The organism is Sphingobium lactosutens DS20, assembly GCF_000445105.1.
In the GTDB taxonomy this organism is placed as follows: domain Bacteria; phylum Pseudomonadota; class Alphaproteobacteria; order Sphingomonadales; family Sphingomonadaceae; genus Sphingobium; species Sphingobium lactosutens.
Genome location: NZ_ATDP01000074.1, coordinates 47,036 through 71,072, shown reverse-complemented (window position 1 = coordinate 71,072; position 24,037 = coordinate 47,036). Strand labels below are relative to the sequence as shown.

At 64.0% G+C, this 24,037-nt stretch carries 23 protein-coding genes and 1 pseudogene; 20 read left to right on the top strand and 4 right to left on the bottom strand.

From position 1 onward, the window contains the following. Positions 1-79: 79 nt before the first annotated feature. From RLDS_RS35250 to RLDS_RS57180, 4 genes are read left to right on the top strand one after another with little or no spacing between them, the layout of a single operon-like run. Positions 80-346: a type IV conjugative transfer system protein TraL gene (locus RLDS_RS35250; protein WP_021225150.1), complete on the top strand. Its 267-nt coding sequence runs from the start codon at positions 80-82 to the stop codon at positions 344-346. 5 nt (positions 347-351) lie between these two features. Next, positions 352-987, top strand: a complete 636-nt coding sequence (locus RLDS_RS35245) for a TraE/TraK family type IV conjugative transfer system protein (RefSeq protein ID WP_021225149.1) — start codon at positions 352-354, stop codon at positions 985-987. Between the two features lie 58 nt (positions 988-1,045). After that, the gene (locus RLDS_RS35240; protein ID WP_040603680.1) at positions 1,046-1,765 is read left to right on the top strand and encodes a type-F conjugative transfer system secretin TraK; all 720 of its coding nucleotides are present in this window, start codon (positions 1,046-1,048) and stop codon (positions 1,763-1,765) included. Further along, complete coding sequence (locus RLDS_RS57180) at positions 1,762-2,442, top strand: hypothetical protein (protein WP_021225147.1); 681 nt, start codon at positions 1,762-1,764, stop codon at positions 2,440-2,442. The genes RLDS_RS35240 and RLDS_RS57180 overlap by 4 nt, the downstream gene beginning before the upstream one ends. A 225-nt stretch (positions 2,443-2,667) precedes the next feature. Here RLDS_RS57180 and RLDS_RS35230 read toward each other — a convergent pair whose 3' ends face one another. After that, positions 2,668-3,699 carry an IS110 family RNA-guided transposase gene (locus RLDS_RS35230; protein WP_020818605.1) on the bottom strand — a complete coding sequence of 344 codons (1,032 nt, stop codon included), beginning with the start codon at positions 3,697-3,699 and terminating at the stop codon, positions 2,668-2,670. Between the two features lie 79 nt (positions 3,700-3,778). On the opposite strand from RLDS_RS35230, the pseudogene RLDS_RS35225 reads away from it, so the two are divergent. From RLDS_RS35225 to RLDS_RS35195, 7 genes and pseudogenes are all read left to right on the top strand, one after another. After that, positions 3,779-4,423, top strand: a pseudogene (locus RLDS_RS35225) (TraB/VirB10 family protein); the annotation flags it as partial. Between the two features lie 35 nt (positions 4,424-4,458). Next, positions 4,459-5,106 carry a TraV family lipoprotein gene (locus tag RLDS_RS35220; protein WP_021225145.1) on the top strand — a complete coding sequence of 216 codons (648 nt, stop codon included), beginning with the start codon at positions 4,459-4,461 and terminating at the stop codon, positions 5,104-5,106. Continuing rightward, positions 5,103-7,601: a TraC family protein gene (locus tag RLDS_RS35215; protein ID WP_021225144.1), complete on the top strand. Its 2,499-nt coding sequence runs from the start codon at positions 5,103-5,105 to the stop codon at positions 7,599-7,601. Before RLDS_RS35220 ends, RLDS_RS35215 begins: the two co-directional genes overlap by 4 nt. Positions 7,602-7,606: 5 nt before the next feature. After that, entirely contained in the window at positions 7,607-7,933 is a 327-nt protein-coding gene (locus RLDS_RS35210) for a hypothetical protein (RefSeq protein ID WP_021225143.1), read from the top strand. Next, the gene (locus RLDS_RS35205; RefSeq protein WP_021225142.1) at positions 7,930-8,163 is read left to right on the top strand and encodes a hypothetical protein; all 234 of its coding nucleotides are present in this window, start codon (positions 7,930-7,932) and stop codon (positions 8,161-8,163) included. Before RLDS_RS35210 ends, RLDS_RS35205 begins: the two co-directional genes overlap by 4 nt. Beyond that, entirely contained in the window at positions 8,153-8,953 is an 801-nt protein-coding gene (locus tag RLDS_RS35200) for a DNA-methyltransferase (protein WP_021225141.1), read from the top strand. The genes RLDS_RS35205 and RLDS_RS35200 overlap by 11 nt, the downstream gene beginning before the upstream one ends. After that, entirely contained in the window at positions 8,946-9,593 is a 648-nt protein-coding gene (locus tag RLDS_RS35195; protein ID WP_021225140.1) for a hypothetical protein, read from the top strand. Before RLDS_RS35200 ends, RLDS_RS35195 begins: the two co-directional genes overlap by 8 nt. Before the next feature lie 35 nt (positions 9,594-9,628). Here the strand turns inward: RLDS_RS35195 and RLDS_RS35190 are convergent, their stop codons facing one another. Both RLDS_RS35190 and RLDS_RS35185 read right to left on the bottom strand, forming a co-directional pair. Then, a complete protein-coding gene (locus RLDS_RS35190; protein ID WP_021225139.1) occupies positions 9,629-10,162 on the bottom strand; it encodes a GNAT family N-acetyltransferase in 534 nt (177 codons plus the stop codon). A 12-nt stretch (positions 10,163-10,174) separates the two neighbouring features. Beyond that, the gene (locus RLDS_RS35185) at positions 10,175-10,483 is read right to left on the bottom strand and encodes a type II toxin-antitoxin system TacA family antitoxin (RefSeq protein ID WP_021225138.1); all 309 of its coding nucleotides are present in this window, start codon (positions 10,481-10,483) and stop codon (positions 10,175-10,177) included. Between the two features lie 158 nt (positions 10,484-10,641). On the opposite strand from RLDS_RS35185, the gene RLDS_RS35180 reads away from it, so the two are divergent. From RLDS_RS35180 to RLDS_RS35135, 9 genes are all read left to right on the top strand, one after another. Beyond that, complete coding sequence (locus tag RLDS_RS35180; protein WP_031297662.1) at positions 10,642-11,658, top strand: TraU family protein; 1,017 nt, start codon at positions 10,642-10,644, stop codon at positions 11,656-11,658. 251 nt (positions 11,659-11,909) lie between these two features. After that, positions 11,910-13,766 (top strand): hypothetical protein, encoded by a 1,857-nt coding sequence (locus tag RLDS_RS35175; RefSeq protein WP_031297660.1) that lies wholly within the window; start codon positions 11,910-11,912, stop codon positions 13,764-13,766. Next, the gene (traN, locus tag RLDS_RS35170; protein WP_021225135.1) at positions 13,763-14,878 is read left to right on the top strand and encodes a conjugal transfer protein TraN; all 1,116 of its coding nucleotides are present in this window, start codon (positions 13,763-13,765) and stop codon (positions 14,876-14,878) included. Before RLDS_RS35175 ends, traN begins: the two co-directional genes overlap by 4 nt. Next, entirely contained in the window at positions 14,850-15,731 is an 882-nt protein-coding gene (locus tag RLDS_RS35165; protein ID WP_021225134.1) for a type-F conjugative transfer system pilin assembly protein TrbC, read from the top strand. Before traN ends, RLDS_RS35165 begins: the two co-directional genes overlap by 29 nt. After that, positions 15,703-16,308 carry a S26 family signal peptidase gene (locus RLDS_RS35160; protein ID WP_021225133.1) on the top strand — a complete coding sequence of 202 codons (606 nt, stop codon included), beginning with the start codon at positions 15,703-15,705 and terminating at the stop codon, positions 16,306-16,308. Before RLDS_RS35165 ends, RLDS_RS35160 begins: the two co-directional genes overlap by 29 nt. 476 nt (positions 16,309-16,784) lie before the next feature. Next, the gene (locus tag RLDS_RS35150) at positions 16,785-17,645 is read left to right on the top strand and encodes a conjugal transfer protein TraF (RefSeq protein WP_021225131.1); all 861 of its coding nucleotides are present in this window, start codon (positions 16,785-16,787) and stop codon (positions 17,643-17,645) included. Beyond that, positions 17,645-18,220 carry a hypothetical protein gene (locus RLDS_RS35145; protein ID WP_021225130.1) on the top strand — a complete coding sequence of 192 codons (576 nt, stop codon included), beginning with the start codon at positions 17,645-17,647 and terminating at the stop codon, positions 18,218-18,220. The genes RLDS_RS35150 and RLDS_RS35145 overlap by 1 nt, the downstream gene beginning before the upstream one ends. A 53-nt stretch (positions 18,221-18,273) precedes the next feature. After that, entirely contained in the window at positions 18,274-19,698 is a 1,425-nt protein-coding gene (locus RLDS_RS35140; RefSeq protein WP_021225129.1) for a conjugal transfer protein TraH, read from the top strand. Positions 19,699-19,714: 16 nt separating this feature from the next. After that, the gene (locus RLDS_RS35135) at positions 19,715-23,476 is read left to right on the top strand and encodes a conjugal transfer protein TraG N-terminal domain-containing protein (RefSeq protein WP_031297657.1); all 3,762 of its coding nucleotides are present in this window, start codon (positions 19,715-19,717) and stop codon (positions 23,474-23,476) included. Here RLDS_RS35135 and RLDS_RS35130 read toward each other — a convergent pair. Further along, positions 23,473-23,949 (bottom strand): hypothetical protein, encoded by a 477-nt coding sequence (locus tag RLDS_RS35130; protein WP_021225127.1) that lies wholly within the window; start codon positions 23,947-23,949, stop codon positions 23,473-23,475. The genes RLDS_RS35135 and RLDS_RS35130 overlap by 4 nt on opposite strands. Between the last annotated feature and the right edge of the window lie 88 nt (positions 23,950-24,037).

The window sequence follows — 24,037 nt, the reverse complement described above, 5'->3', positions numbered from 1 at the left end:
GTCGTCCGCAACAGACGGAAGGCGATGGTCGCTTTCCGGAACCCACGCCCCGTGGCGTGGTGAAGCAAGGGAGAAGGGCGTGGACGAACGTCTGCCGCAGTTCCTGCATCGACCGGTCCAGATACTCTGGTTCGACAGTCAGGAGTTCATCGTCGTGATGTCCACGATCTTCGTCGCGGTCATCGTCGGCGGGCTCATCGGCTGGCTGCTCATCGGCGCTCTTCTCCTCTTCATTCCCTGGAAGCGGACCAAGCCGCGCGGGTTCATCCCGCATCTGGCCTGGCGCTGGGGCCTGGCCCGCTTCCGCAACTATCCGGGTCCGACCCAGACCCGCTTCTTCGAGTAGGCGAGATGACCCACCCCTTCAGGCGCAAGTCCCAGGCCGAGATGATCGGTGATACGCGGCCGAGCTGGCATCTGCACCGCTATCTGCAGGGATCGGCCAACCTCTTCGAGGAAAACCGGTTGCTCAAGGTAGCGATCGCCGGCCTGTTCGGCATCACCGCGGTGCTCGGGACGGTGATCTACACTTCGAACCAGAACACGCGCACCGTGATCGTGCCGTTCGGCGTGGATGGCGACCTCTATGTGACGGGCAACAAGCCGTCCGAAGGCTATCTCCGCGCGATCACCTTCAACATCGTCGGCCTTGCCGGCACCTATTCGGCTTATTCGGCCGACCGCCAGTTCCAGGAGCTGCTGCGGATCACGCATCCCAGCGCCTATAATGGCCTCCGCGACAGTCTAAACCGGCTGCTCGATGAACTCGGCAACAATCCGACGCTTTCGATCGCGACCTATATTCGGGGCGATCAGCCGGTCACTTGGACGGGCAGCGAGATCCTCGTTCCCGTCGAGAAGGTCCGCGTTATCGGCGGCGTGATCCGCAAGTTCCGGGGCAATCTGCGCATCCGCTACGCGCTCGAAAATGGCCGTTTCTGGCTGACCGCCCTCCAGGAGGAGAATTTCAGTGCCGACATCCGGTAATCGAGCAAGGCTTGCCTGCCTCGCCGGGGCGCCCGCCTTTTGCACATTGGCCGCGTCCATCCTAGCCGCTGCGCCCGCCCTCGCCCAGTCGATCGCGGCGTTGCCCGACCAGGCGAGCCACATCCGGCTCTCAAACCGGGACGTCAATCATATCGTGTGTGTGGGCGGCGACATCGAGGACGTCAAGTTCTCGGCCGAGAAGGGCCTCGCCGTCGAACGCGGGGGGTCGGATGCCTGGATCAAGTTCCTTGTCCTCGAAACCGAGGATATGGGCGCCAAGACGCGCACCTATGTGACGACACCGTCCGAGTTTTTCGTCTCGTGCAATGGCGCAATCTACCCGCTCTATGCCGAGCCCGCCGACATTCCGGCCCAAACCGTAACGCTCGTGCCCGGCGGCGCGCAGCGCGCACGCGCCAATGATGCGTTGCTCGGCCCGCTGGTTGAGGAGGAGCGCGCGGTCGGGATCGCGCTTGCGATCCTGCAAGACCGGGTGCCGGCCTCCTTCTCCGAGGTGGCGCCGTCCCGCGATCGGCTGATCCTGGCGGATATTCCCGCCGCAATGCTGACGGAACGGCGCCGCCTCGAGATCGAGGGTGCGGGTCTCTCGGTCAGCGAATATCTCGTCCGGGCCAGCGCTGCCACCACACTCGACGAGCGCGACTTTCTCGATACCGCGCTTGGGGCCGACATCTTCGCCATCACGATCGATCGCCTGACGCTTGGTCCCAATGAGACCGCGCGGCTGATCGTCGTCCGCCGGAGCGTACAGCCATGACGACACCAGACGACACGCAGACGCCATCTCCGGCCATAGCGCCCGGTGCACCTGCCGACGAAGCTATCGGTGACACTTCGGCCCGCCCTGCCCTGCTTGATCTGCGCGCGCAGTGGTCGAAGCTGACGTCGGATCAGAAGTTGCGCGCCAAGCAGTTGGGTGTCGTCTCGACGATCGCGCTGCTGGGCTTTGGCCTTTACACAGCGAGCACCAGCGGGAAGCAGGAAGCGCCCAAGGCGCCCCAGGCTTCCAACCTCGATATGGGCGCGGGACTTCGCGGCGACAGCCTCGAAGTAAAACTGCGCGGGGATCTCCAGAAGATCCTCGACGGGCAGAGTCTGCTTGGCGACCGGGTCACCGCGATCGAGGAAGGGAAGGTCGTAGCTGGCGCCGGTTTGGGGTCCCACGCGTCTGCTGGAGGCGACGGCGGAGATCTCCCGCCCGCGATCCCCGGTGAGGCACCCGCCTATCCCCCTGCGCCTGCTGGGGCGCAGGGCGCTGCGGATGAAATTCCCATGCCGCCAAGCCCGCCTGCAGCTCCGCCGGCGCCCCCGGCTCCGCCAACGGAACGTCAGGTCGGCGCGATCGGCGCGGCGACCGCCACGCAGACAGCCGAGGGAGGTGCCGGCAGCTCGCCCTCGTCAAAAAAACGTATGGCCCGCCCCGTTTGCAAGTAGGATTTTACGGTGTTCTGATCAGTCTGCGTCAACGTATGCGGTCTCACGGGAGCATCCCGTGGCCAAGATGGACATCCGCACGTCTGGAGCCACAATAAGGGAACCGGCAACAGGTGCCATTTTTTTGCCCGGGCTTTCCAGACGCCGATCGACTGTCAGGCCATCTTCACGATCCTTCCTGCAAACATCGTTGGGCTACGCGCGCAGAAGCACGCAGCCGATCCGTTATGCCGCTGCTGGATAGCCGCGTTCGAAGCTCACTTCTTTGCGAAGGGCTGCCCAAGCGATCCGCGCCAGTTTATTAGCCAATGCGACGACGATTGCGTTGCGATGAACTCCTCGCTCGATCATTCCTGTCAACCAACGTCCCAGCGGGGTTTCGCTGCGCGCCAGTGACGGTAATGCTGCCCGGGCGCCATGGATGAGCAAAGTGCGCAAATAGGTGTTGCCACGCTTGGAGATGCCGAGCAGCCGGGGCTTGCCGCCGGTAGTATGTTGCCTGGGTACCAAGCCGAGCCAAGCACCCAAGTCTCGCGCTTTGGCAAAGCTGCTGGCATCGCCCACGGCTGCAATCAAAGCGGTTGCGTTCAACGTGCCGATGCCGGGGATGGACGTGAGCCGCCGGGCAGCTGCATCATTGCGAGCCAGTTCGACAAACTCGCCGTTCAGTGCCTCGACCTTGGTATCAAGTTCGTGCCATTCGGCGCGCAGTTCACCCACCAGTTGCTTCAAGCGTGGTGATAGGGCCGTATCTTCGGCGGCCAGCATGGCATCAATGCCCAACTCCAGCTTGCGCCGGCCGGCCGGAAAAATGGTCCCCCGCTCCAGGAGGATCGCCCGCAGTTGGTTGATAAGGTTTGTGCGCTCGGCTACCAGGCGGGACCTGACGCGGTGGAGGGTCTGGATGTCCAACTGCTCCTGAGTCTTGAGTTCGACGAAGCGCATAGTCGGGCGCGAGGCGGCCTCGGCAATCCCCTCCGCATCACGATCATCATTCTTCTGCGCTTTGACATACGGGCGTACGTACTCCGGCGACATCAATCTGATTTCGTGCCCCTGCGCGGCGAAAAGGCGACCAAGGTTGTGGGCACCACAGCACGCCTCCATTGCAATCACGCAAGCCGGAAGCTTGGTCACGTAATCGATAAGTGTCTGTCGGCGCATCGACTTACGCACGATGACAGCGCCTGCTGCATCAACGCCTACGACACTGCAGGCATTCTTGCCCAAATCAACGCCAAGGATAACAATAGACATCGGTCCGCTCCTTTCCTTTTCAAGCACCGGCATCATACCTGATGCCGGGGAAAAGGGGCGGGCCATCCCATAAGGGAAGCGGACGATCTATTTACCACCTGGTTTCATGAAGGCGCGGCTGCTGACCGGCGTCGACGCGCTGGCGAGCCGGGACGCGACAAGTAATCCCGAGCCGATCATCGCCCGTGTGCAGGCACCCGCCGTTCTTCCAAACGAGGTCAAGGCGAATCTCGCCGGCTGCTTCGTCATCGGCAATGCGACCGGAAGCCTCGCAAAGGAAAGGGTCGAGATCCAGCTGGTGTCGATCTCCTGCGTGGACTTCGAGAGCCATGCGGTGGTCGACCAGGCAATCAAGGGTTTCTTCGTCGACGCCGACGGTAAGAAGGGCCTGTCGGGCAAGGTCGTGACCCGTGCCGGAGCAACGCTCGCCCGCTCGTTCATCGCCGGCACGATCGCAGGAATCTCGCAGAGCGTCGAAGGTTCGTTCGGCAGCCTCTCGACCTCGGCGCTCGGCAGCGTGCGCAGCCTCGACGCCGGGGACGCGATCAAGTCGGGTGTGGCCGGAGGCCTCTCCAAATCCTCGGACAAGCTCACCGATTTCTATCTCGATCTCGCCCGTCAGGCCGGGCCGGTGGTCGAAGTCGGCGCCGCGAAGGATGTCGTGGTCGTCATCCAGGAAGGTCTCGGCCTCGAAATCAAGCCGTCTGTCGGGAGCAAATTCTGATGCTCCACGCACCCTATCCCAAAGGAGGATCCGCCATGCGCTTGGCTCCCCGTACGTCTCTCCATCGCATGCTGCTTTCGGTCAGCCTGCTCGTAAGTCTTGCAGGCTGCGCCACGGTGGGGTCGATGATGTCGCCCTATTCGGAGAAGTTCAGCTGCAAGAACAGCGATCACGGCCAGTGCATCCATCCTGACCGCGCCTATGCCGATGCCGTCGCCGGTGTCGCGTCGAAGTCCGACCCCAAGGTCACCAACGACCGCGCCATGCTGCGCGGCCAGGCCGCGCGCCTCATGAACACGCGGTCGCGCACCGATGCGGCCAGCAACGCCTATGGCAGCTACCGTGACAGTGTCTATCGTGAGCTCAAGGGCCTGATTGAGGCGCCGGTCACGCCGATGCTGAAGCCGGCACGCACGGTGCGCACGCTGATCCTGCCCTATGCCGATCGCCAGCGTCCCGACCGCCTCTATATGCCGCGCTATGTCTATTCGGTGATCGACAAGCCGGTCTGGGTTGTGGGCGGCACGCTCGTCGCCGCCCCCGATCGCGCGTCACAGGCGCCGATCCTCGGCCAGGTCCGCGATGCAGCGGGCCCGGATGCGGAGTCCGCCTCCGCGCCGGAATCCGCAATCGCTCCCGCCGCCCCGGCGATTGTTCCGCCCACTGCGGATCCGCGCCCATGAGCGCGCTCAGCTATGCGCGGCTGCGCAGTGCCGTCCGGCGCGACAGCTTCTCGGATTATCTCCCGCTTGTCGCGTGGGACGATGATACGGAAGCGTTTCTGTGCATCGACGACACCTGGGGCCATGCCTGGGAACTGGTGCCGACCGCGTACATGTTCTCCCATGTTCAGGGTGCGCTGCAGGGCCTCCTCAACATTCATTTTCCGGACGGGACGGTGCTCCAGCTCCATACCTTCGCTGATCCGCTGATCGACGGCGCGCTCGACGCGTTCCTCGACCTCAAGACCCGCGACGATCCGTTGATCCAGGCCTCGGCGCGCCACACCCATGCTTATCTGAGCGAAGGACGCCATGGCCTCAAGGCGCTCCACGGCATTCCGGTCCGCAATTTTCGCACGCTGTTGTCGATCAAGACGAGGCGGCCGCTGGGCGAGGATTTGCGCCGACAGGTTGAGGAGCAGCTCGCGAAGCTCGGCATCCGCAGGTTGCCGCCCGAAGAAATGGTCGCTTTCTATCGTCGCGTCTTCAACGGCGTCGCGGAGCAGGCGCCCGGCGTGTTCGCGGACGGCGCCACTGTCGGCGCGCCGCCGATCGCGAAACAGATCATCGATGCTGGGCCCGATCTCGTGTTCGAGGGCGCGGAGGTTTTCCTCGGCAACCAGGTCGCGCGCTGCCTGACGCCCAAGGCGCCCGCCCGGCGCATCACCGCCGAGCGCGCCAATCGCTTCATGGGCGGCATGCGCGGCGCGTCCGAGGACAGCGACCAGATCGGCGGGCCGTTCCTCTACACGCTCAACATCCTGTTCGACCATTCCCAGTTCGAGATCCACAAGCGCGCGCAGATATTGTCGGCGCAGAAGGCGGCAGGCAGTTTCGCGGTCGAGGTCGGTAAGCAGATCGAGGAGATCGGCTGGATCCTCGACGAAGCCGGCAACAGCAAGTTCGTCCGCGTGATCCCGACCATCTGGGTGTTCGGTCGCGATCGTGCCCATGCCCGGGATCTCGCCGCGCGCGCCAAGCGGCTGTGGGAGGGCGAGCCCCAGCCCTTCTCGATGCAGGAGGAGAGCTACCTTAACCCGACGCTCCTGGTGCTGAGCCTGCCTTTCGGTCTCTATCCCGACCGTACGACGCTGCGCCTGCTCGAGCGGGACTTTCGCATGCCGGTGAAGGCAGCGGTGTTGATGGCGCCGATTCAGACCGATTTTCGCGGCGGCGGCCGCCCCGCCCTGCTCTACACGGGACGCAAGGGCCAGCTCGTCACACTGGATCTCTTCGACCCGCGCATCAATAACTATAATTTCATCGTCTCGGCCGAGAGTGGTGCTGGCAAAAGCTTCCTGCTCAACAACCTGTGCCAGCAATATTTCGCCTGCGGCGCACTCATCCGCATCATCGATATCGGCGGCAGCTACCGCAAGCTCTGCACGCTTTGTTCGGGCCGGTACATCGACATCGGTGAGGAGCATCTGGTCCTCAACCCGTTCGACATGGGGCTCGCGCTCGATGGCGACGACAAGCAGTCGGCCATCACCATGGCGGTCGCCATCGTCGCCGAGATGGCCAATGCCTCGACGCGCAAGGGTGTCACGACCTCGGAGTGGAACCTGCTGAAATCGGCGGTCCAGTGGACGATCGACACGGGGCGCGCCGACCATGGCATAGATGCCGTGCGCGAATGGCTCGGCACCTACCCGTCGCTGGTCGAGACCGCGCTCGACAATGTCGACCATCTCGTGCCCACGGCGCGGGAGCTTGCCTTCAACCTGCGCGATTTCGGGTCAGGCGGCGCCTATGGCCATTACTTCAACGGACCCTCCACGCTCGACATTCGCAACGACGAGTTCGTCGTACTCGAGCTCGAGCGCCTCAAGGCAATGCCAGACCTCTTCAACGTCATCGTCATGGTCGTGGTGAACGCGGTCACGCAGGAACTTTATCTCTCAGCCCGCGATCGTCCCCGCTTCGTGCTCTGCGACGAGGCCGCGCAGTTCATGACCCGCACCGACGGTCAGGATCTTTCGCGCCTCGCCGAAGCCTTCGGCCAGGGCTATCGGCGCGCGCGTAAATATCGCGGCTCGTTCGGCATCGTGCTGCAGTCGATGAACGACCTCACATTGTTCGGCGGCACGGGCCAGGTCATTCTCGAGAATGCCGCGACGCGCTTCCTGCTCCAGGGATCGACCTATGACCGGGCAGTCGACAACAAGATCCTGGATTATTCGGGCTTCGTCCTCGACCTCCTGAAGTCGGTCAGGAATTCCAAGCCAAACTATTCCGAAGTGTTCATCGACTCCCCGCTGGGCCTGGGCATCGCCCGGCTCGTGGTCGATCCCTTCTCCTACTGGATCAACACCTCGGCGCCCGACGAGGTCGCGGCCTTCGAAGCGCTGATGCGCCAGGGGCTATCGCCGCTCGAGGCGATCTGCCGGCTGGCCGGCGTCGAGCCGTCGGAAATACTGGGCGTGGCTGCCGCGCCTGGCCTCGTGGGGGCGTGAGGGCCATGGCACGCCATACGCCCCACCCCGATCAGCTGCCGCTCAACTGGTCCGACAATGAGGCGATCGAAGTGATCGTCGAGCAACGTCTGGCCGAGCGGTTCGAGGCGGAATCCTTTCTGTGGCGCTTCCGGCTGGTGCTGATCGAGACCGTGATGATCGGGCTGCTCGTGCTCGTCGCAGGGCTTTTCCTCAAGCAGCCGACCATGCTGGTGCTGCGTGGCTCGGTCATCGTCGCAGCCTCATGCCTTGCGACCGGCCTGCTCCTGCTCAGCCTGTCCGCGGGCACGGCGAAGCTCATGACCCGTTTGCGCCGGAGGCAGGGCAAATGAACGGCCTCACCTCCTCCACGCCGTCGCAATCGGCAGTCCGGCTCGTCATCAGCGGATTCCTGCTGATGCTGATCCAGAGCGTGCTGCTGCTCATGTCGCCGGCACCCGGAGAGGACATGGGCACGCTGATCTGGGTGCTGACGCCGCTCGCCTTCCTCGCGTTCCTCACCGCGCTCATCGGCGTTCCCGAGCCGCCCGAGGGACATTGGAGACAGCGTCATGGCCGTTGATCTTCGCATCTTGTCCGATGGCGCCGCCAGGGCGGTGCGATCAGCGACCGTGCTGACGGGGGACTGCCGCGCTCAGATGCTCGGGCGGGGGCCGTATGACCTTATCATCGCCGATCCTCCTTATGGCGACACGGCACTCGGCTGGGACCGGCAGGTCGAAGGCTGGCTCAAGCTCGCGCATGATTCTCTGCGACCGACAGGATCGATCTGGGTCTTCGGATCGCTGCGCTCCTTCCTGCGGATCGCGCCGGCGCTTCGCGCCGCCCGACTGCGACTGGCGCAGGACATCGTCTGGCAGAAGTCGAACGGCACCGGCATGGCGGCTGACCGCTTCAAGCGCGTCCACGAACTGGTCGCCCAATTCTACCGCGCGGACGGGAAATGGGCGCAGGTCTATAATGACGTTCGCCGCGTCTCGGCGCTCCACCGGAACAAATCCGTCAGGATAAGGCGGGCTGACCGGTTCGGGCACACCGGCAGGATCGGAATCCGCGACTATCATGACGATGGGACGCGGATCATGAAGTCCGTGATCGGCGTGAACAGCGTTCGCGGCGGCATCCATCTGACCCAGAAGCCCGTCGAGCTGCTTGCCGCGCTGATCGAGACATCCTGTCCGCGCGGGGGCCTTGTCGGCGACTGGTTCGCCGGATCGGGGGCTGCCGGCGAGGCCTGTATCAGGACGGGCCGGCGTTATCTCGGCTGCGAGATCGATCCGGCGATGGCGGAGCGCGCGCGCCTGCGTCTGCAGGGTTTTGCTGCCTTCTATCCGGAGGACGGCGATGATTGACGACATCCGCCGCAGCCCGTTCCGCGCGCTGGCCGGCGCGGTGCTGCTGATAGCCTGCGTCGCCGGCGCAGCCTATGCGTCGACCGCCCAGATCGGGCGGACCTGGCCGATTGCAGAGCCCGATGCGCTTGCCGAGATCGAAGCCAAGGTCGCAACGCTGCCGAGCGATATGAGCAAGGCCTTCGGTCCGCGTGATAAATGGACTGCGCTCAAGGCCGCGTCGCTTGGCGTGGCGAGCGAGGACCGGGCGCGCAGCGTCGTGCCCTTCTATACGCTCGAATTCGACATCACGCTGCCGGATGGGAAGACGCTCTACCCCAAGGGCTTCACCTTCAATCCGCTGACTTATGTGAAGCTGCCGCAGCGGCTGGTCGTCGTGCATCCGCGCGACCTGAGCTGGGCGTTGCGAAGCGCGCGGGCCAGCGACTTCATCCTGCTTTCGGCGCTCGGAGGCCAGAGTGGGGACGCGATCGATCTCTCTGAGAGAACCGGGCGGCCCATCTACATTCTCGAGGAACGGGTGAAACAGCGGCTGGGCCTCCAGGTCGCACCGGTCATCGTCGAGCAGTCCGGCACCCGTCTCATCCTGATCGAGTTCGGCCCGAAGAGCCGCGCCAGCAATGGCGGAGTGGAACGATGATAGTGACCCTAGAACAGCCCGGCGGCAGCGTCCGCCTAGAAAGGCAGTTTGGCGATGGCGGCGACAGGCATGAACAGCCGCAGTTGCGCATCGGGCAATGCCTCGAAGCCGAAGCGGAGATAAAGATTGCGCCGCTGCGCCACACGGATGGGATCGCCGCAATCGAGGATATCGAGCAAGGCAATCGAAACCCCGACGATTTGGGAAATGGCGAGAATGCGGTGCAGGGCATCGGCGAGGAGAAAGCCCCCCAGCCCCTGCCGCTGATATCGCGTGTCGACACCTATCATCGAAATATAGACGGCCGGGATGTCGCCATGGCCGGGCCGCGATCGCGCGTAGCTCTCGGGCAATTCGATATGGTCGATCTTGTGGGCGTTGAGGCCATAGAAGCCGACCAGGTCGCCCCCAGTCGTGGTCATCACATAGACGCGCAGGTTGTCGGCTTTGACAAGTTTGTTCGCCGTCTTCTGAAAATAGTTATCGACCTGCGAGATACCGGACGAGAATCGCTTTCTGTCATGCCGCTGGGTGTCGAGCGGCTCGATGATAAATGTCGGTTCTGCCATGGCGACGCGAGGTCAGCGGCTCGTCACGCGCCGCTTATAGCCCTCCACAGCCTTTATCATCGCTTCGGTGGGCTCGGGCGGATTGTCGAGCGCATCGAGAATTGCCGCGAAGTCTCGCGCGGTGACGCGTGTATGCTCGTGCGTAGAGATCGTCGTGAGCGCAGCGTTGTAGAGAGCGTTCACGGCAAACACGGAATCGTCGACGCCCGACAGCGCAGCAGCTCGCTGGATGGCTTTCTTCACGCGTGGTTTCATGCGGAAATTCATCCGTTCGCTCGCGCGTTCGTCGATCTCCGTGCTGATGTCCTGAACGGCATTCATCGCCGCTTCCTTCCTCATACCGCTTTGAGCATCGTGTACGCCGAAAGTACGCACAAAGCAAGAATGAGGGCGACACGGGAGACGCGACATCAGGATCCTCGTTGCGTGCGCTCGGCGTCGGTCGGCACCTCGGCCTCCTCTTGCCAGGAGCCAGAATGATGAACGCCCGCCTCGGTATCTTCCTGCTCGGCCTCCTTATCGGGCTTGCAATGACACTTGCGTGGCCGAGCGAGGCCCATGCCTCGAAATGCGAGGCGGGGACCGTGTTCAACCCGATCACCAAGGTGCGCTGGACGTGCATCTTCCCGATCACGGTGGGCGGTATCCGGGTCGGCAGCTTCGACAAGCTCGACAAGGCACTCGATGCGCAGTCCGCGTCCAAGCCGCTCTGCGCCTGTCGCAAGGGCGTCCAGTTCTGGTTCGGTGTCAAGGTCTCCTACTGGTCGCCCAACCGGATGATCGACGTCGTCACCGAACCCGGCTGCATGATGGCGCTGGGCGCCGATCTGATGCCGACCGGGGGCAAGCTGCAGGGTAGCCAGTCGTCCATCTCGGACGGCACCAATACGCGCAAGATGTTCGCGCAGATGCATTATTACATCTCGCCGGTCTGGGCGATGCTGGACATGTTCACCGACCTGCCGTGCCTTGAGAATGACGGCTTCGACGTCGCCATGATGACCGAGGTGCTGCCGACCTGGCAGTCGGGCACGCTGGGCGCGATCATCCAGCCCGAGGGCATATTGTTCGGCAATCCCGCCGCCGGCCTCGCCTGCATGGGTGACAGCGCGGCCGCGGCTGCCGGCAAGGTCATCGATCCGCTCTTCTGGTGCATGGGATCGTGGGGCGCCACCTATCCGATCGCCGGCGACATTCATTTCGACGATAGTGTCGAGGCCTGGGCGGGGCTTGCCGCGCGCGGGGTCTTCATGATGGGGCGGCTTGGCGCGCTCACCATCAGCTCGGCCGACGGCTGCTCGTTCATTCCCCAACCGGTCTGGACCAAGTCCCGTTACAAGCTCCAGATCATGGAGCCCGTGAAGGGCGGCAAGTGCGTCAATATCGGCCGGCCCGGCGCGCTCTGGTCGTCGGCCAAGCACGCGCCGGGCAAGGACAATGCCCAGTTCATGCTCTTCGAAAAGGTGATCTGCTGCGCCGGGATACCCGTGCCATGAGCCGATCGCTTCCCCCCGTTCCCGCGCAAGACAGCCGTCCATTCCGGAGGTCTGTTCGCCAAGGCCCCTACGGCCGATGGCTGCTGCGTGGGACCGGAGCGGCGCTGCCAAGCCCCCCTGGCGGCGTCGCTCCACCCCCGGCCAGCGCGGCCGCAATTCCCCCCCGACGGGGAAGGCGTATCCTCTCCGCCGCCTCCGTCGTGGCGGTCGCGCTGGCCATCCCGATCTCCCAACCCGTTCCCGCGCAGACGATGGAGGAACGGGCGCGCACCGCGGCCGAGGCGTCGCGCGCCAAGACAAGCGACAGCGACGCGCTCCAGCAGAATTATGTGACACCAGGGCTCTCCGGCCAGTCGATCGCGACCGTCGACAACAGCCGCACATTCGCACCCAACATCGCGTGCCAGAAAACTGCGACGATGCTCGAGGTCCTGGTGCAACCCTCAGGGACCGGTGATCTCGGGACGATCACGATCGCGCGCGACACCGATCTCGACGGAACGGTTGACAGCACCTTCAACCTGCCGGTGCCGGTGTCGGGTATCTGCGCGAACGGCGTGGTGTCGTGCCAGCCAGGCAGCTGGAACGGTTGCAGTTTCTTCCGCTGGGATGTCGATGCTGCCAGGGCACTCAAACTGACCGCGGTCGATATGCCCCAGCTCGCCGGCTGCTACTGCATCAACAATAGCTGCGGCGCCAACCTCGCCTGGGGCAACATGGCTTCAGTGTTGCGCGACCTGGGCGGCGGCATGATCGGCGCGCTGACGACCGCTGACCCGCGCTATGGGGTGGCGGAGGCCGTGATCGACGGACCGGCCATCCGATATGTGGGTGCACAATCGACCGCCTGCTCATCCAACCCCAACCTGCCTCAGACGGCCTATCGCGCCAATCCCGCAGCCATCTCGTCGGACGCTTATGCGGCCTCGACGGGCAACAGCGTGTTTCAGGCGCTCAAGGGCTCGGCGATCGGAACCGGCACTTCCCTGCAATATCGACACTGCACGATCGAGCGGCGCGTGACCGTGCTCAAGCCCGGCGCCCAAGACATCATCAGCCGGACGTCGGGCGGCTATTCCACGATCCAGAACGGATCGTCCTTCGATTTTCTGATGGGGTCGCCGGCCGACAACAGCCTTGCGGGCGGCAGTTGCACGCTCGTCGATTTCCGGATGACATTGCATGTGAGCGACCCCGACCGGATCGTCGATGCGCGCCTCTCTCAATTCTTCGCCGATGATTGGGCACAGGTGCGGGTCGACGGGCAGCTCGTCGGCTCCGGCCCGTCAGCCTGGACCACGCTCGGCCTTCCGCCGAGCAAATGCGAACTCAAGAAGACCTTCTACTCCTACCCCAATCTTGATCTTAAGCCCTGGCTCACCGCCGGTGATCACGAGATCTGGCTGCGCGTGGCCGTGGCTTCAGGAGGCGAGGGCTTCGCGCAGGTCCATGTCGACGTCGACAATAGCTGCAAGACGCTGGAGCAGCTGGTCGATGGATGCGGGACGATCGCCGCCGATCCTCAGTGCAAGCTCGACAGCGAACGGGTAGATGGCGTCCAGACCTGGATCAATGGTGCTGCGACCGGCCTGAAGCCCCTGCCCCAGACCCGCATCCTTGGCGGCCCGGCCTGCCCGACCGATCTCACCCGCGACTTTTTCCTCAAGGACCGCACCTATCGCTGTTCGGTCGATACCGTCGCCAAGCCCGACACGAGCCGGGGCGCCTATATCATTGATCACTCGACGGAGACGATCCTGGCCGATCGGGCACGACAGAGCGACGGGAGCTTTAACGCCTCCACACGGCCGTTCAGCCTGCCGGATCGCGGCTCCGTGCCGGCATGCGAACCAGTGTGCAAGACGCGCGCGCCCAAGGTGAACAGCGAGGCGGCGCCTGATGGCGTGGTCGGTGCGAAACAGAATGTGCCGACCGGATACGACACGTTCTTCCACGCCTGCACCGCCGGCAATCAGTGCCCGGCCGGCCCCGGCGAAGAGGTGGTGTCGGGCTGTGGGTGCCTCGACGATTTTCCCGAAGCGGTGGTGATGATGCAGACAGTCCGCCTCGCCGGCGCCGACCTGGTCTGCACGGGGAGCGTGCAATGATCGGCTCAATCCACCGGCACCGGCGCATCCGCGGCACCGCGCTCGCTCTGGTGCTTGGCATTGGGCTCGCGCTTGCTTGCCCGAGCGCGGCGCGTGCGCAGCAAATCTGCGCGGCCGATCTCAACGCCAATGGTGATGCCGCCGACGAAGGCGAACAGGCAAGCTGCCTTGCCACGACCAGCGGCGCGTGGCTTTGCCCGATCCAGCAGGTCGACTGCGTCGCGGACGCCGCCGGACAATATAGCTGCCCGATCGGACCGCAATATGCCTGCATGGTGAAAAGCGAAGGCGGCCCTCCGGCCTGCTCTCCAAATCAATGCGCCGATCTCTCGTCGAACCCCATCGTCGAAGAGCCACCGATGGATGATGCGGGCACGCCCTCCGATGGGGGCATCGATGCCGACGGCAATTGCCTGGGGCAGATCGAGATCTTCTCGGGACGCGGCGTGCGTTGCCGTCCCGCTGGTCTCAGCACGACTTTTGCGAATTGCTGCAAGGACAAGGGCAAGATCGTCAAGGACGGAATGGGCTCGTCCATATCGTCGATCGGCACGAAGATCGCGGTGGCCAAGGGCGTGTTCACTGGCATGAAGGCCGCCTACACGGCTTTCAAGGCGGGCGCGACGGCGAGCCAGGCGGCGAGCGCCGGCGCCAATGCGCTGATCGTCGGCATCGACCCGACCTCAATCGCGGTCAGTCTCGCGATCAATTTCATGATGGAGTTCCTGTTCGCCGGTTGCGATCAGCAGGATATGGAAACCGCCATGCTGCGCTCGTCCGGCATGTGCCACGAGATTGGAAGCTATTGCACCTCGAGTTTTCTCGGCGTGTGTCTGCAAAAAGCCCGCGGTCATTGCTGCTTCAATACCAAGCTTGGTCGCATCATCCAGGAGCAGGGGCGGCCGCAGCTCAAGGCATTCAATGGAAATCTCTGGGGCACGGCCAAGAAGCCGATGTGCCGCGGTTTCACGCCCGAGGAATTCCAGGCGCTCGACTTCAGCAAGATCGATCTCTCCGAATATTATGCGGACATCGAGGCCCGCGCCCAATCCGACATCCAGATAGACATGGGGGAGCGCGTCAATGCGTATCTCAAAGCGGTCAATCCATAACGTCGCCCTCCTCACGCTGATTGGCGTGGCGACGGCCGCGCCTGGTCAGGACAGCGCGAATGACGCCCCTCGCGGGGGCGCCCGACAATCCACGTCCGATCAGGGCCAGGCCGCCATGGACCGGCTTGAGGGCGCGGTCTCGCGCGGCAAGACGGATGCTGTGCGGTTGCCCGAGCCAGTCCTGCCGGCAACCGACAATCCGGCCGATCGTCGCCGCGCATTCGATGGCCTGCGCAAACGAATACCCGCGCCCGACATGGAGGCGCGCGCCCGAGCCGCGCAAGCCCGGGGCGAAGCCAGCCTCGCGGTCGAGCGCGAGCGCCAGGCCAGGGCCTTGCGTCAGGCCCTTGGTCTCGAGCCGACGAAGGAACAGGCGCTTGCCAAGGCGCCCCCTGCCGTCACCGCCAAGGGCTGGGTGCCGGTGCTGTTCGTGTCCTCGTCCATGCCGATCTCGACGCTGCGCAACTACGCCATGCAGATCGAGAAGGTGCACGGCGTGATGGCGTTTCGCGGAGTACCCGGGGGCCTCCGGAAGATGGGACCAATGGCAAAGCTCACCGCGCAGATTCTGCGGGTCGATCCGGGCTGCGAAGGCCCGAACTGCGTCATGCGCGACGTCCAGCTGATCGTCGATCCGATCGTGTTCCGGCAGCACCGGATCGCCCAGGTCCCTGCGCTCGCGATGATCCCGGGTGATCCGACGCAGGCCTATTGCGAGCGGGACGATGAAAGTCCGCGCGCGGCCCATATCGTGTTCGGCGACAGCGCCCTTTCCGGAATGCTTGACGAATATGCCCGCCTCGGCGGGAAAGAGGAGGTTAGCCATGCTCAGGCTCTTCTGGTTGCTCGCTAGGTGGATCGCGGGGCTTTGGCCGCGCCTGAGGCGTCTTCCCCGTGATGCCGCGGTGGCGCTCGGTGCGCCCGGCCCGGATCAGCCGGCCCGACCGGAGCGGCTCTGGCGCGCCATGCTGGTGGTTTTGCCACTCGCCTTGTTCGCGGCGCTGGTGATGCCGCAAGTGCCCCTGGTCATGACCCCGTCGATCGAGGCCTTTGCTGTCCGCAAAAGCCCCGGACCGATCGTGCGTGGCGACTATGTGATGTTCACGCTGCATCACCCGATCGCCGGGCCGAAACCGGTTTCCGTCACCAAGCATGCCCTTTGCCTGCCTGGTGATCGGCTTTCGATGTTCGAGACCCCTTCCCCGCTCGTGCCCGGCAGCCGGGACGGCCATTATTTCTGCAACGGGCAGTTGCTCGGCGTCAGCCTGCCGCAGGCCCATAACGGGCTGCAGCTTGATCATCTGAAGTGGAGCGGCGTCATTCCCGCCGGGATGGCCTATGTCGGCTCGACGCACGCGCACGGGTTCGACAGCCGCTATTTCGGACTGCTGCCGATCGCCAGCCTCGTCCGGATGGAGCGCATCCTGTGAGCGCGGGCGATCAGGCAAGGCGCACCAGGCGTCGCTACGAACTTCGGCCTGTCTCCGATCCCCGAAAGGCCCCGCCAGGCTGCACGCAGTGCAGGATGTGGCTAGCCCTGCAGCGCCCGAACGGCTTCGATTGGCAGCGCATCGAGCATCGCCAGGAACTGCTCATGGCTGTCGGCATCCAGGAAAAAGGTTCGCTGATCGAGGATCGCGGCCTCGGCTTGCCGCCGCTCGCTCGCAAGCATGAGTTCGGAAAGCTTCTGTCCTTCCAGGGAATCGGCGCGACTGAGCATCGCCTCGAGCTCGGCCGCAGCGCTGATCTGGATGACATCATCCTTGCGCGTCGAGCCACCGCGATCGGTACGGGCCTGCTGTGCCATGCAGCTAAACTCCTCGGGGCTATCTCGCCATTTGCCACGACAATTTCAATACAAACTGGCAGGTTATGCCATCGGCTCGCTGCCGTCAGCCTCGGCGTCATGGCACTGATCGTGCTTCCATCGGCGGTAAGCGCGCAAGGCGCTCCGGCTGCCGATCCGGCCAGACAAGGCTATTGGTGGTATGAAGCGCCCAAGCCGAAGTCTGAAGACAGGGCCGAACCGGACGCGCTGACAAAGCCGATTATACCGCCCATGGCGGAGCTTGCCACCTGGACCCCGCCGAAGATCCGCAAGCTTATCGAGAAACAGCGCGACTATGCCGCGACCGTGCTGACGGTCGATGCCGTCGCCGACTTCTGGCGGCTTCAGGACTTCGCGCGGCGCAAGGCGCGTGCGTTCGCCGGCGTGACGCAGATCGCGATGCTGCAATATCCCGAACTCAACTCGAAGTCGGCCAATCCGATGGTCGGTGATGCCCGCTCCGAGCTCTCGGCCCAGAAGGATGCCATTCGGCAATCCTACTTGCGCAGCCACGCGGGCGAGTTCGCGCTCGTCATGTTCTCTCGTTCGACCTGCGGCTATTGCCGGGTCCAGTGGCCCATCATCCAGCGGTTCCAGGAAGAGATGGGTTGGCAGGTCACGCTCCTGGATCTCGACAAGCGATCCGATCTCAGCGCGCGGTTCGGGGTCGAGATTACCCCCACGACGATGATTATCCGGCGCGGGAGCCAGCAGCGGATGATCATCGCGTCCGGTGTGGAGGCCTATCCCAATCTCGCGCAGACGGCCTACCAGGCGGTGCGACTGCTGCGAGGCGATATCCGGTCCGAGCAATTCATGACGGGCCCGGGCGAGGACGCCGGCTTCTTCGATGCCCTGGGCAACGGCCCCGTCTCGGCCACAGATCCCCGCGCCCTTGGCGGCGATCTCGTCGACGTCTCCACGGGGCCGAAACCGTAATGCGGGCGCTCATCCTCCTAGGCATCCCTGGCCTCGTCATCGGCATGGGTTCCGCGTCCGCGCGGACCGTCAGCCACGAGAACGCGATGCGGGCCGCGATCCATCCGGTCGGCGACGCAAAGACCATGCAGGCGTGGCTCTCGCGGGTTCCGGTTACGCGGGAGTTCCCCGATGATTTTACGACGACGCTGCGGGGCCATGGCGCGGCCTTCGTCATCGAAATGACAACGACGCCCGGTTGTGTTTCCTGTGGGGATCTCTGGACCAAGCTGACGACGCTCGGCACGCGCTACGGCTGGCAGGTCCGCACGATCGGCGCCCAGGAAGCGATGATCCGGTCGGGACGCCTCGGCCTGCCCTGGGTTGGGCATCCCGTGGCCTGGGTGCGCCCAATCTCGGACGACCTTCGCGTCGTGCCGGTGGCGATCGGCACCGACCATGCGCCCAATCTGGCCCGCAACCTCTATCTGGCCGCGAAGATGCTGACGGGCGTGAGACCCGCCGTCGGTGTCCGGGCGATGTCCAAGTTCACCGGCATCGTGGGGCTGCCGGCGACCCAACCCGGAAGGCGCTGAGCGATGGCGGCCTCAGCCCTTCTTCCCTCACCTCAGATAGTCCGGAGTGCGCCATGTTTCCCTGGCCTCGTGCAACCGCACGCGCGCTGATCACCCTCTGCATCGCGACGGTCTTCTCCGCAGCGCCTGCCCATGCCCAGAGCTGGGCGGAGAGCTGGTTCGACAACGTCACCTACACTTCCCCCGGGAGCTTCGAGGATCAGACCCGCGGCTATGTGACGGCAGGCGGGATGTCAGGCCGGGTCGACGTCCATAACGACTATTTGATGTCGGTGAGCTTGCCCAAGGTTCGTGCCGGCTGCGGCGGCATCGACATGTTCCTGGGCGGCATGTCGTTCCTCGACCCCGATTATCTTGTCCAAAAACTTGAAAGCATTCTGCAGGCCGCGCCGGCAGTCGCCTTCCAGTATCTGCTCGAAACGCTCGATGAGAAGATGGGAAACATCATCTCGAAGATGGAGGCAGCCACCAACTTCCTGAACTCGATCCAGGTCAATGATTGTCGGCTTGCCAATCGCATGGTCCAGATCGCCAAGGGCGATGACAATATGTCGGGGATCATCGAGGAGATGACGGGCTATCGCTCGGTCAAGCAGGGCTTCGCCAAGAGTTACCAGCAGAGCCGCGAGAAGATCGAGGCGAACAATAACAACCCGACCGAGGATCTGAAGGACGCCCTCGCCAATTGCCCGGCGGAAGTGACCGACATCTTTCGCTCCGGCTCCCTTCTCGCTCATGCCGCCTCTCGCGTCGGTGCGGGCGACTGGGCGAGCGTGATGCGTGCCCGCGTCGGCGACGTCTATATGCGCTGGGATGATGGCGACCGCGTTCCACTGTTCACGGCCATCCCCCAGTGCCCGGCGCAGGATACGGAAAGCGCGCAGGATTTCCTGACCGGGCGCGTCCAGCGCCGAACGCTCAATTTCCCGCCGACCGGCGCCGACTGCGCGCAGGATGGGTCGGGACGCGGCGCGCTCGTCCTGGCCCGCGAACGCATGCAGTCGATCGCAACCAAGATCCGCACGCGCGCCGCGCTAACGGCCGAGGAGCGGCAGTTCGTAGCCAATGTCCGCACACTACCGGTCTATCGCATGCTCGAATGGGGCGTGCGCCAAGGCGTTGTCGACTCCGTGATCGCCGATACAGACGAATTGGTGGCCCTCACTCTTGCCTACCAGATGCTCAATGATCTGACCCGCACGATCGACTTCACGGTGACCAATGCCGAACGCGGGGCGACGGTCGCGGGCTCAGCAGACAGCAACAACGCCAATGTCTGCCAGACCCGCATCCTGTCGAAGGGCATCGAGCAGTTGCGCGACTTGAGAGACGAAGTGCTACGTCAGCGCGCGCAGATGCGCCAGAGCTACATGGCCGCGCTCGATCAAGCGAACCTCTCCGCAAATTATGCCGGGCTCCTGCGCGAGCGTGATCGCGATGCCCGCGACGCCGCCGGTGCCGCCGCCCGCAACCAGTAAACAGGATCCGACACCCATGCGCAGGTTTCTAAGGCCAGTTGTAGCCCTTCCCGCCCTGCTCTTTGCCTCGCCCGCGCTGGCGGTCGATACGAGCTTCCATACCTATGACGGCTTTGCCGAGACCGTCGATGCTTTCCGCCTCGTCTCGATGATCTTCGGTGATCCCCGGTACGAAACGCTGGTAATGATCGTCGCGACGGTCGGCATTGGCCTTGGCGCGATCATCGCCAGCGTCCGGGGCACGGGCATGGGGTTGGTCGCCTTCGGTTTCCAGATCCTGATCGGCGCGGGTCTCTTCGTCGGGCTGATCGCCACGACCGGCACCGTTCATGTCTATGATCGGGTCCGTAACGCTTATCAGGCAGTCGGCGGCGTCCCGAACCTGCTGGTCCTGGTTGCTGGCGCGACAAACATGATGGAGCGCGCGATGGTCGAGACGATCGACGACAACACGCTCGATCCCAATGCGAAGATCGAGTTTGGCGCGGGCGGCCACAGTTTCGATTTATTCCTTAACGCGGTAAGCCCGCGCGGCCCAATGACCGATGTGTTCCTCGATGCCACCATCAAGGATTATGTCCGCCAATGCTATCCGGTCGCCCGCGTATCGGCGGCCTATGGCGTCGACGATGATCAACTCTTCCGGACCGCGACCGATTTGCCGGCATCGTTTGCGGCCATGGCTGGGCCAGCCACCTTTTCGACCGTATATACCGAAGCCGACAAGGGCGGCACGACGGGCAGCTGCGCCGATGCCTGGACACATATCTCGGATCGTCTGTCCGATCCCGTCCTGTTCGACAATTACACTGGTCAGATCTGCGCACGAACGGGATATGATACGGGCAACGCCCAGCAGATGACCCGCTGCCGCCAGCAGCTTGGCGAAATGGGGCAGATGATGCTCGGCCGTCCGCTGAGTGCGCAGGCATTCCTCACACACATCCTGCTCGGCAACACGGTCGGCGACGTCCTGTTCGAAGATTCGCCTGCGAGCGCTGCGCGGGTGATGGCCAATCGCGCCGTGATCTCCAACGGGCTCGCCACCATGTCGGTGGCAAACGAGTGGATGCCGACGATCCGCGCCGTCGTCTTCGGCATCATGCTTTTCATGATCCCGATCGCCCTCCTGTTCATCCTGACCCCGATCAACCTGCGGGTCGCGAGTTTCGCGCTCGGCATGTTTGTGTTCGTAGCGCTCTGGGGCGTTATCGACGCGGGCATTTATCAGCTCACCCTCGGCCGCGCGACTGCGACGCTCGCGGAACTGCGCTCGAACGCGCTGGCCGCCAACGCCTGGCTGCTCGCGCCTTCCGCTGCGATGAAGGCGCTGGCAATTTTCGGGAGCTTCCGGACAGCGGCTGCCGGGCTTGCCGGTGCCTTCGTCTTCACGGTCTTCCGCTTTAGTGGCAACGTGTTCACGTCCTTCACCTCAGGGACGCTCGGGATCGCAAGCCAGGGTACGGCCGCCGCCGCGCCCATGGGCACCGCCGAAGGCCAGGCGTCAGCGCTGGAAGCACAAGCTTCGGCCATGGGCACCCGCACGCGTGCGGGAGCGGCCTCGAGCTTCGGCGATTTCGGCGATCGCTCCACTTTCAATGCCAATCGCTCCTATGGGGAGGCGGGCCATATCCTTGGCGAACGGCCCGGAACGCCCGGTGGTACCGCCTTTGCGCTCGGAGGCATCGAGGGATCGCGCCAGCTCGGAAGCCTCGCGCCCGCGCTGGGCGGCCGCGACCTTGCCGATCCGGCAGTCGCGCGGGCGGTTCAGGCCAATGCCGCCACAACGGCTATTCATCAGTTCGCTGAGAAGGACGCGCTGCGGAATCTTGGAACAGGCTATTTCGGCCAGGGCGAGGCCGGCGAGAAGGCATTTGCTGCCTTCAGCCAGAACCTCGTCCAGTGGCGCGCTTTCGGTGACCAGCGCGCCTACGGGATGATGATGCAAGGAGCCGCGCGCCACTTTGAGCGCGCTGGCTACTCGCCCGCCGATGCCCAGCTAAAGGCGTCGGGTGTGATCGGGGAGGCCCAGGCCGATCCGACCTTCGCCAAGCTGATCGCCAACACCTTCGATCAGGAACAGATGCTGAGGAACGACCTCACCTCAGCGCAAGTTCAGGTCGGCGCGATGGAGGGCCGTCGCGACTATGCTGGCGACAATGTCGCTGGTGTCGAGCGCGCCAATGTCGCCACCGAGCAAGGTTGGCGGACCGGTAGCAATCAGGGTCAGCGCGAGGCAGCCTCGATGCTCGGCCTGTCGGTCGACGAGACGGCGCGGCGGGTCGGGTTCATCAACGCGCTGTCCGGAGAGGCACGCAGCACGGCCATCACCCAGCTCTCTCGCACAACCGGGAGAAACGAAGCCCAGGTGGTCGCAGCGATCGAGCGTTACAGCGCGGCGACCCAGCTGGGCACCGCCGACGGCGCGACGGCGGAGGCCGGGCGCGAAGGCACGAGCATCTATGGTCGGACGCGCGAGGCGGCGGGCTACGATTTCGCCGAACGGTCCGGCAAGCTCGACGCGCAGCGTGAAGTCGGAACAGCGGGCACGCGAAGCGCGGCGCGCATCGGCGAGCAGCGGCGCCAATCGGAAAATTTTGGGTTCGCGGAGGGCGCAGCTGCGGCGGGCGTCTCGACGCGCGAGGCAGCACGGCTCGACAGCTTCATTCAGGCGCTGAGTCGCACGGCGGGAAACCAGGTCGATATGGCCGAAGGCGGTGCCGAAGGTATTGCCGATCGTGCGCGCAACGAGCGCCTCACCTCGATTGTTGATCGGGAGCGTCTCACGCGTATGCAGGGCCTGCTTGCCGAGAACGGCATCAACCTCACGAAACGGCAGATCGCCATGGATCAGAATGGCGATCTGGGTCTCAACCTTACCCCCGAGACCGCTGCCGCCATGTGGAAGGCAGGGCTGATTAATGAAAGCCAGCTGGGCGCGATCGCCGATGGCGGGCACGCCCGCTTCAGCTTCGCACATAACGATCTGCTGGTTTCCAGCGGAACGGAATTCAGCCGTTCAGCGCGCAGCGACACCAGCACCCGCTTCGAGGCAGGAAAACAGGCCGGCCCGGATACGATCGAGCACTTCATGGGCGGCGGCGCTGAGGGGCAGGCCATGCTTGCCAACTGGCTGCGCGGCGGCTTCGAGATGGACCGCAAGGGTGAGTGGCGTCTCAAGCCTCAGGTCGCGGACACGCTCCAGCGCGATGTTCAGGCGATCATGACGCAGACGGGATGGCAAAGAACGCTTTCACGCTCGGCGCAGGATCAGATCACGATCGGCACAAACGTCGGGATAGATATCGGACGTTCGGTAGGCGTCTCAGATAGCGAAACGACAGGGGGACGCAGCGGCGGTTCAAGCCGCGGTCGCCAATCGGCGCCGGTCAACCGGACCGACCGTTCCACGACCGGAAATTTTGGCGCCAAGGTCGGATATGAAAGCCGCGATTCGGGAAGCACCACCGAAGACGCCCACGCTACAATGGACATTGTGAACTACGACGTTCGCGAGTCCATAGCAGCTTCCGAGCGAGCCGCGGCCCGATCGAGCACGCCCGAGGCGGCGTTCTCACGCGAGCTCTCGAGCCGCATCCTCGGGACCGACGGGATGCGCAATCGCTATCTGCAGGATGCGGACAACGGGCGCGCCACCTTTGACATCACCGGTCCGCTCACTTCCCTCGAGCAAAATTCCGTTCTTTCAAAAGGTAGCTTTTCGACGGATATCCAGGGCAGCCCCGGGGACGGCGATAGCAGCTTCAAGAAACGCTAGCGGTGCTTCCCGGTATGAGGATCGATATACCCTGCGTTCAGTGGGTTCAAAGGGTTGCCGATCCAGAGCGGACCTGACCGGGGATCGAACATGTCAGTTCCCTTCCCGATACCATCCAAGAAGCGATTGTGCTCTTGCCGTATTCGCGTTTGGAACAGGTCCTCCTCTTCCTCATCGGACAGCGGCATACCCTCACCTTGCCAGACAAATCTATCGAGGCGCTCACGAAGATAACCCACGCCCAGAACCATGAGCGCGGTCCCCGGAAAGAACAGGACGTTCAGATAGCCAGCGATTCCTCCGCGATAGAAGGCTTCCAATGTGTCGCTGCGAGTGGATGCAGCCATTCCAATCCACCAGACTGGGATCGCGGTCCACCAAAGCTTCGCGAACCATGGCTCCCATAGCCACCCAGACAGCTGCGAGCGCTCCGCATGGTCATCTTTTTGCTGGCTGTCGACGGCTTCGTCCATCGGGAAATCCTTTCGACTTCCTTTTACCATCATGCCGGCGGAGCGTCACGCTCCATCGCCGGTCCGCTTGTCCTTTTTGTCCCTATGG

Coding starts and splice junctions, on each gene's coding strand:
- RLDS_RS35140 (WP_021225129.1), top strand. CDS start 18,274: ATGTTTCCCTGGCCTCGTGCAACCGCACGCGCGCTGATCACCCTCTGC.
- RLDS_RS57180 (WP_021225147.1), top strand. CDS start 1,762: ATGACGACACCAGACGACACGCAGACGCCATCTCCGGCCATAGCGCCC.
- RLDS_RS35130 (WP_021225127.1), bottom strand. CDS start 23,949: ATGGACGAAGCCGTCGACAGCCAGCAAAAAGATGACCATGCGGAGCGC.
- RLDS_RS35150 (WP_021225131.1), top strand. CDS start 16,785: ATGGCACTGATCGTGCTTCCATCGGCGGTAAGCGCGCAAGGCGCTCCG.
- RLDS_RS35145 (WP_021225130.1), top strand. CDS start 17,645: ATGCGGGCGCTCATCCTCCTAGGCATCCCTGGCCTCGTCATCGGCATG.
- RLDS_RS35220 (WP_021225145.1), top strand. CDS start 4,459: ATGCGCTTGGCTCCCCGTACGTCTCTCCATCGCATGCTGCTTTCGGTC.
- RLDS_RS35165 (WP_021225134.1), top strand. CDS start 14,850: ATGCGTATCTCAAAGCGGTCAATCCATAACGTCGCCCTCCTCACGCTG.
- RLDS_RS35215 (WP_021225144.1), top strand. CDS start 5,103: ATGAGCGCGCTCAGCTATGCGCGGCTGCGCAGTGCCGTCCGGCGCGAC.
- RLDS_RS35195 (WP_021225140.1), top strand. CDS start 8,946: ATGATTGACGACATCCGCCGCAGCCCGTTCCGCGCGCTGGCCGGCGCG.
- RLDS_RS35175 (WP_031297660.1), top strand. CDS start 11,910: ATGGAGGAACGGGCGCGCACCGCGGCCGAGGCGTCGCGCGCCAAGACA.
- RLDS_RS35160 (WP_021225133.1), top strand. CDS start 15,703: ATGCTCAGGCTCTTCTGGTTGCTCGCTAGGTGGATCGCGGGGCTTTGG.
- RLDS_RS35230 (WP_020818605.1), bottom strand. CDS start 3,699: ATGTCTATTGTTATCCTTGGCGTTGATTTGGGCAAGAATGCCTGCAGT.
- RLDS_RS35185 (WP_021225138.1), bottom strand. CDS start 10,483: ATGAATGCCGTTCAGGACATCAGCACGGAGATCGACGAACGCGCGAGC.
- traN (WP_021225135.1), top strand. CDS start 13,763: ATGATCGGCTCAATCCACCGGCACCGGCGCATCCGCGGCACCGCGCTC.
- RLDS_RS35190 (WP_021225139.1), bottom strand. CDS start 10,162: ATGGCAGAACCGACATTTATCATCGAGCCGCTCGACACCCAGCGGCAT.
- RLDS_RS35210 (WP_021225143.1), top strand. CDS start 7,607: ATGGCACGCCATACGCCCCACCCCGATCAGCTGCCGCTCAACTGGTCC.
- RLDS_RS35180 (WP_031297662.1), top strand. CDS start 10,642: ATGAACGCCCGCCTCGGTATCTTCCTGCTCGGCCTCCTTATCGGGCTT.
- RLDS_RS35200 (WP_021225141.1), top strand. CDS start 8,153: ATGGCCGTTGATCTTCGCATCTTGTCCGATGGCGCCGCCAGGGCGGTG.
- RLDS_RS35135 (WP_031297657.1), top strand. CDS start 19,715: ATGCGCAGGTTTCTAAGGCCAGTTGTAGCCCTTCCCGCCCTGCTCTTT.
- RLDS_RS35205 (WP_021225142.1), top strand. CDS start 7,930: ATGAACGGCCTCACCTCCTCCACGCCGTCGCAATCGGCAGTCCGGCTC.
- RLDS_RS35245 (WP_021225149.1), top strand. CDS start 352: ATGACCCACCCCTTCAGGCGCAAGTCCCAGGCCGAGATGATCGGTGAT.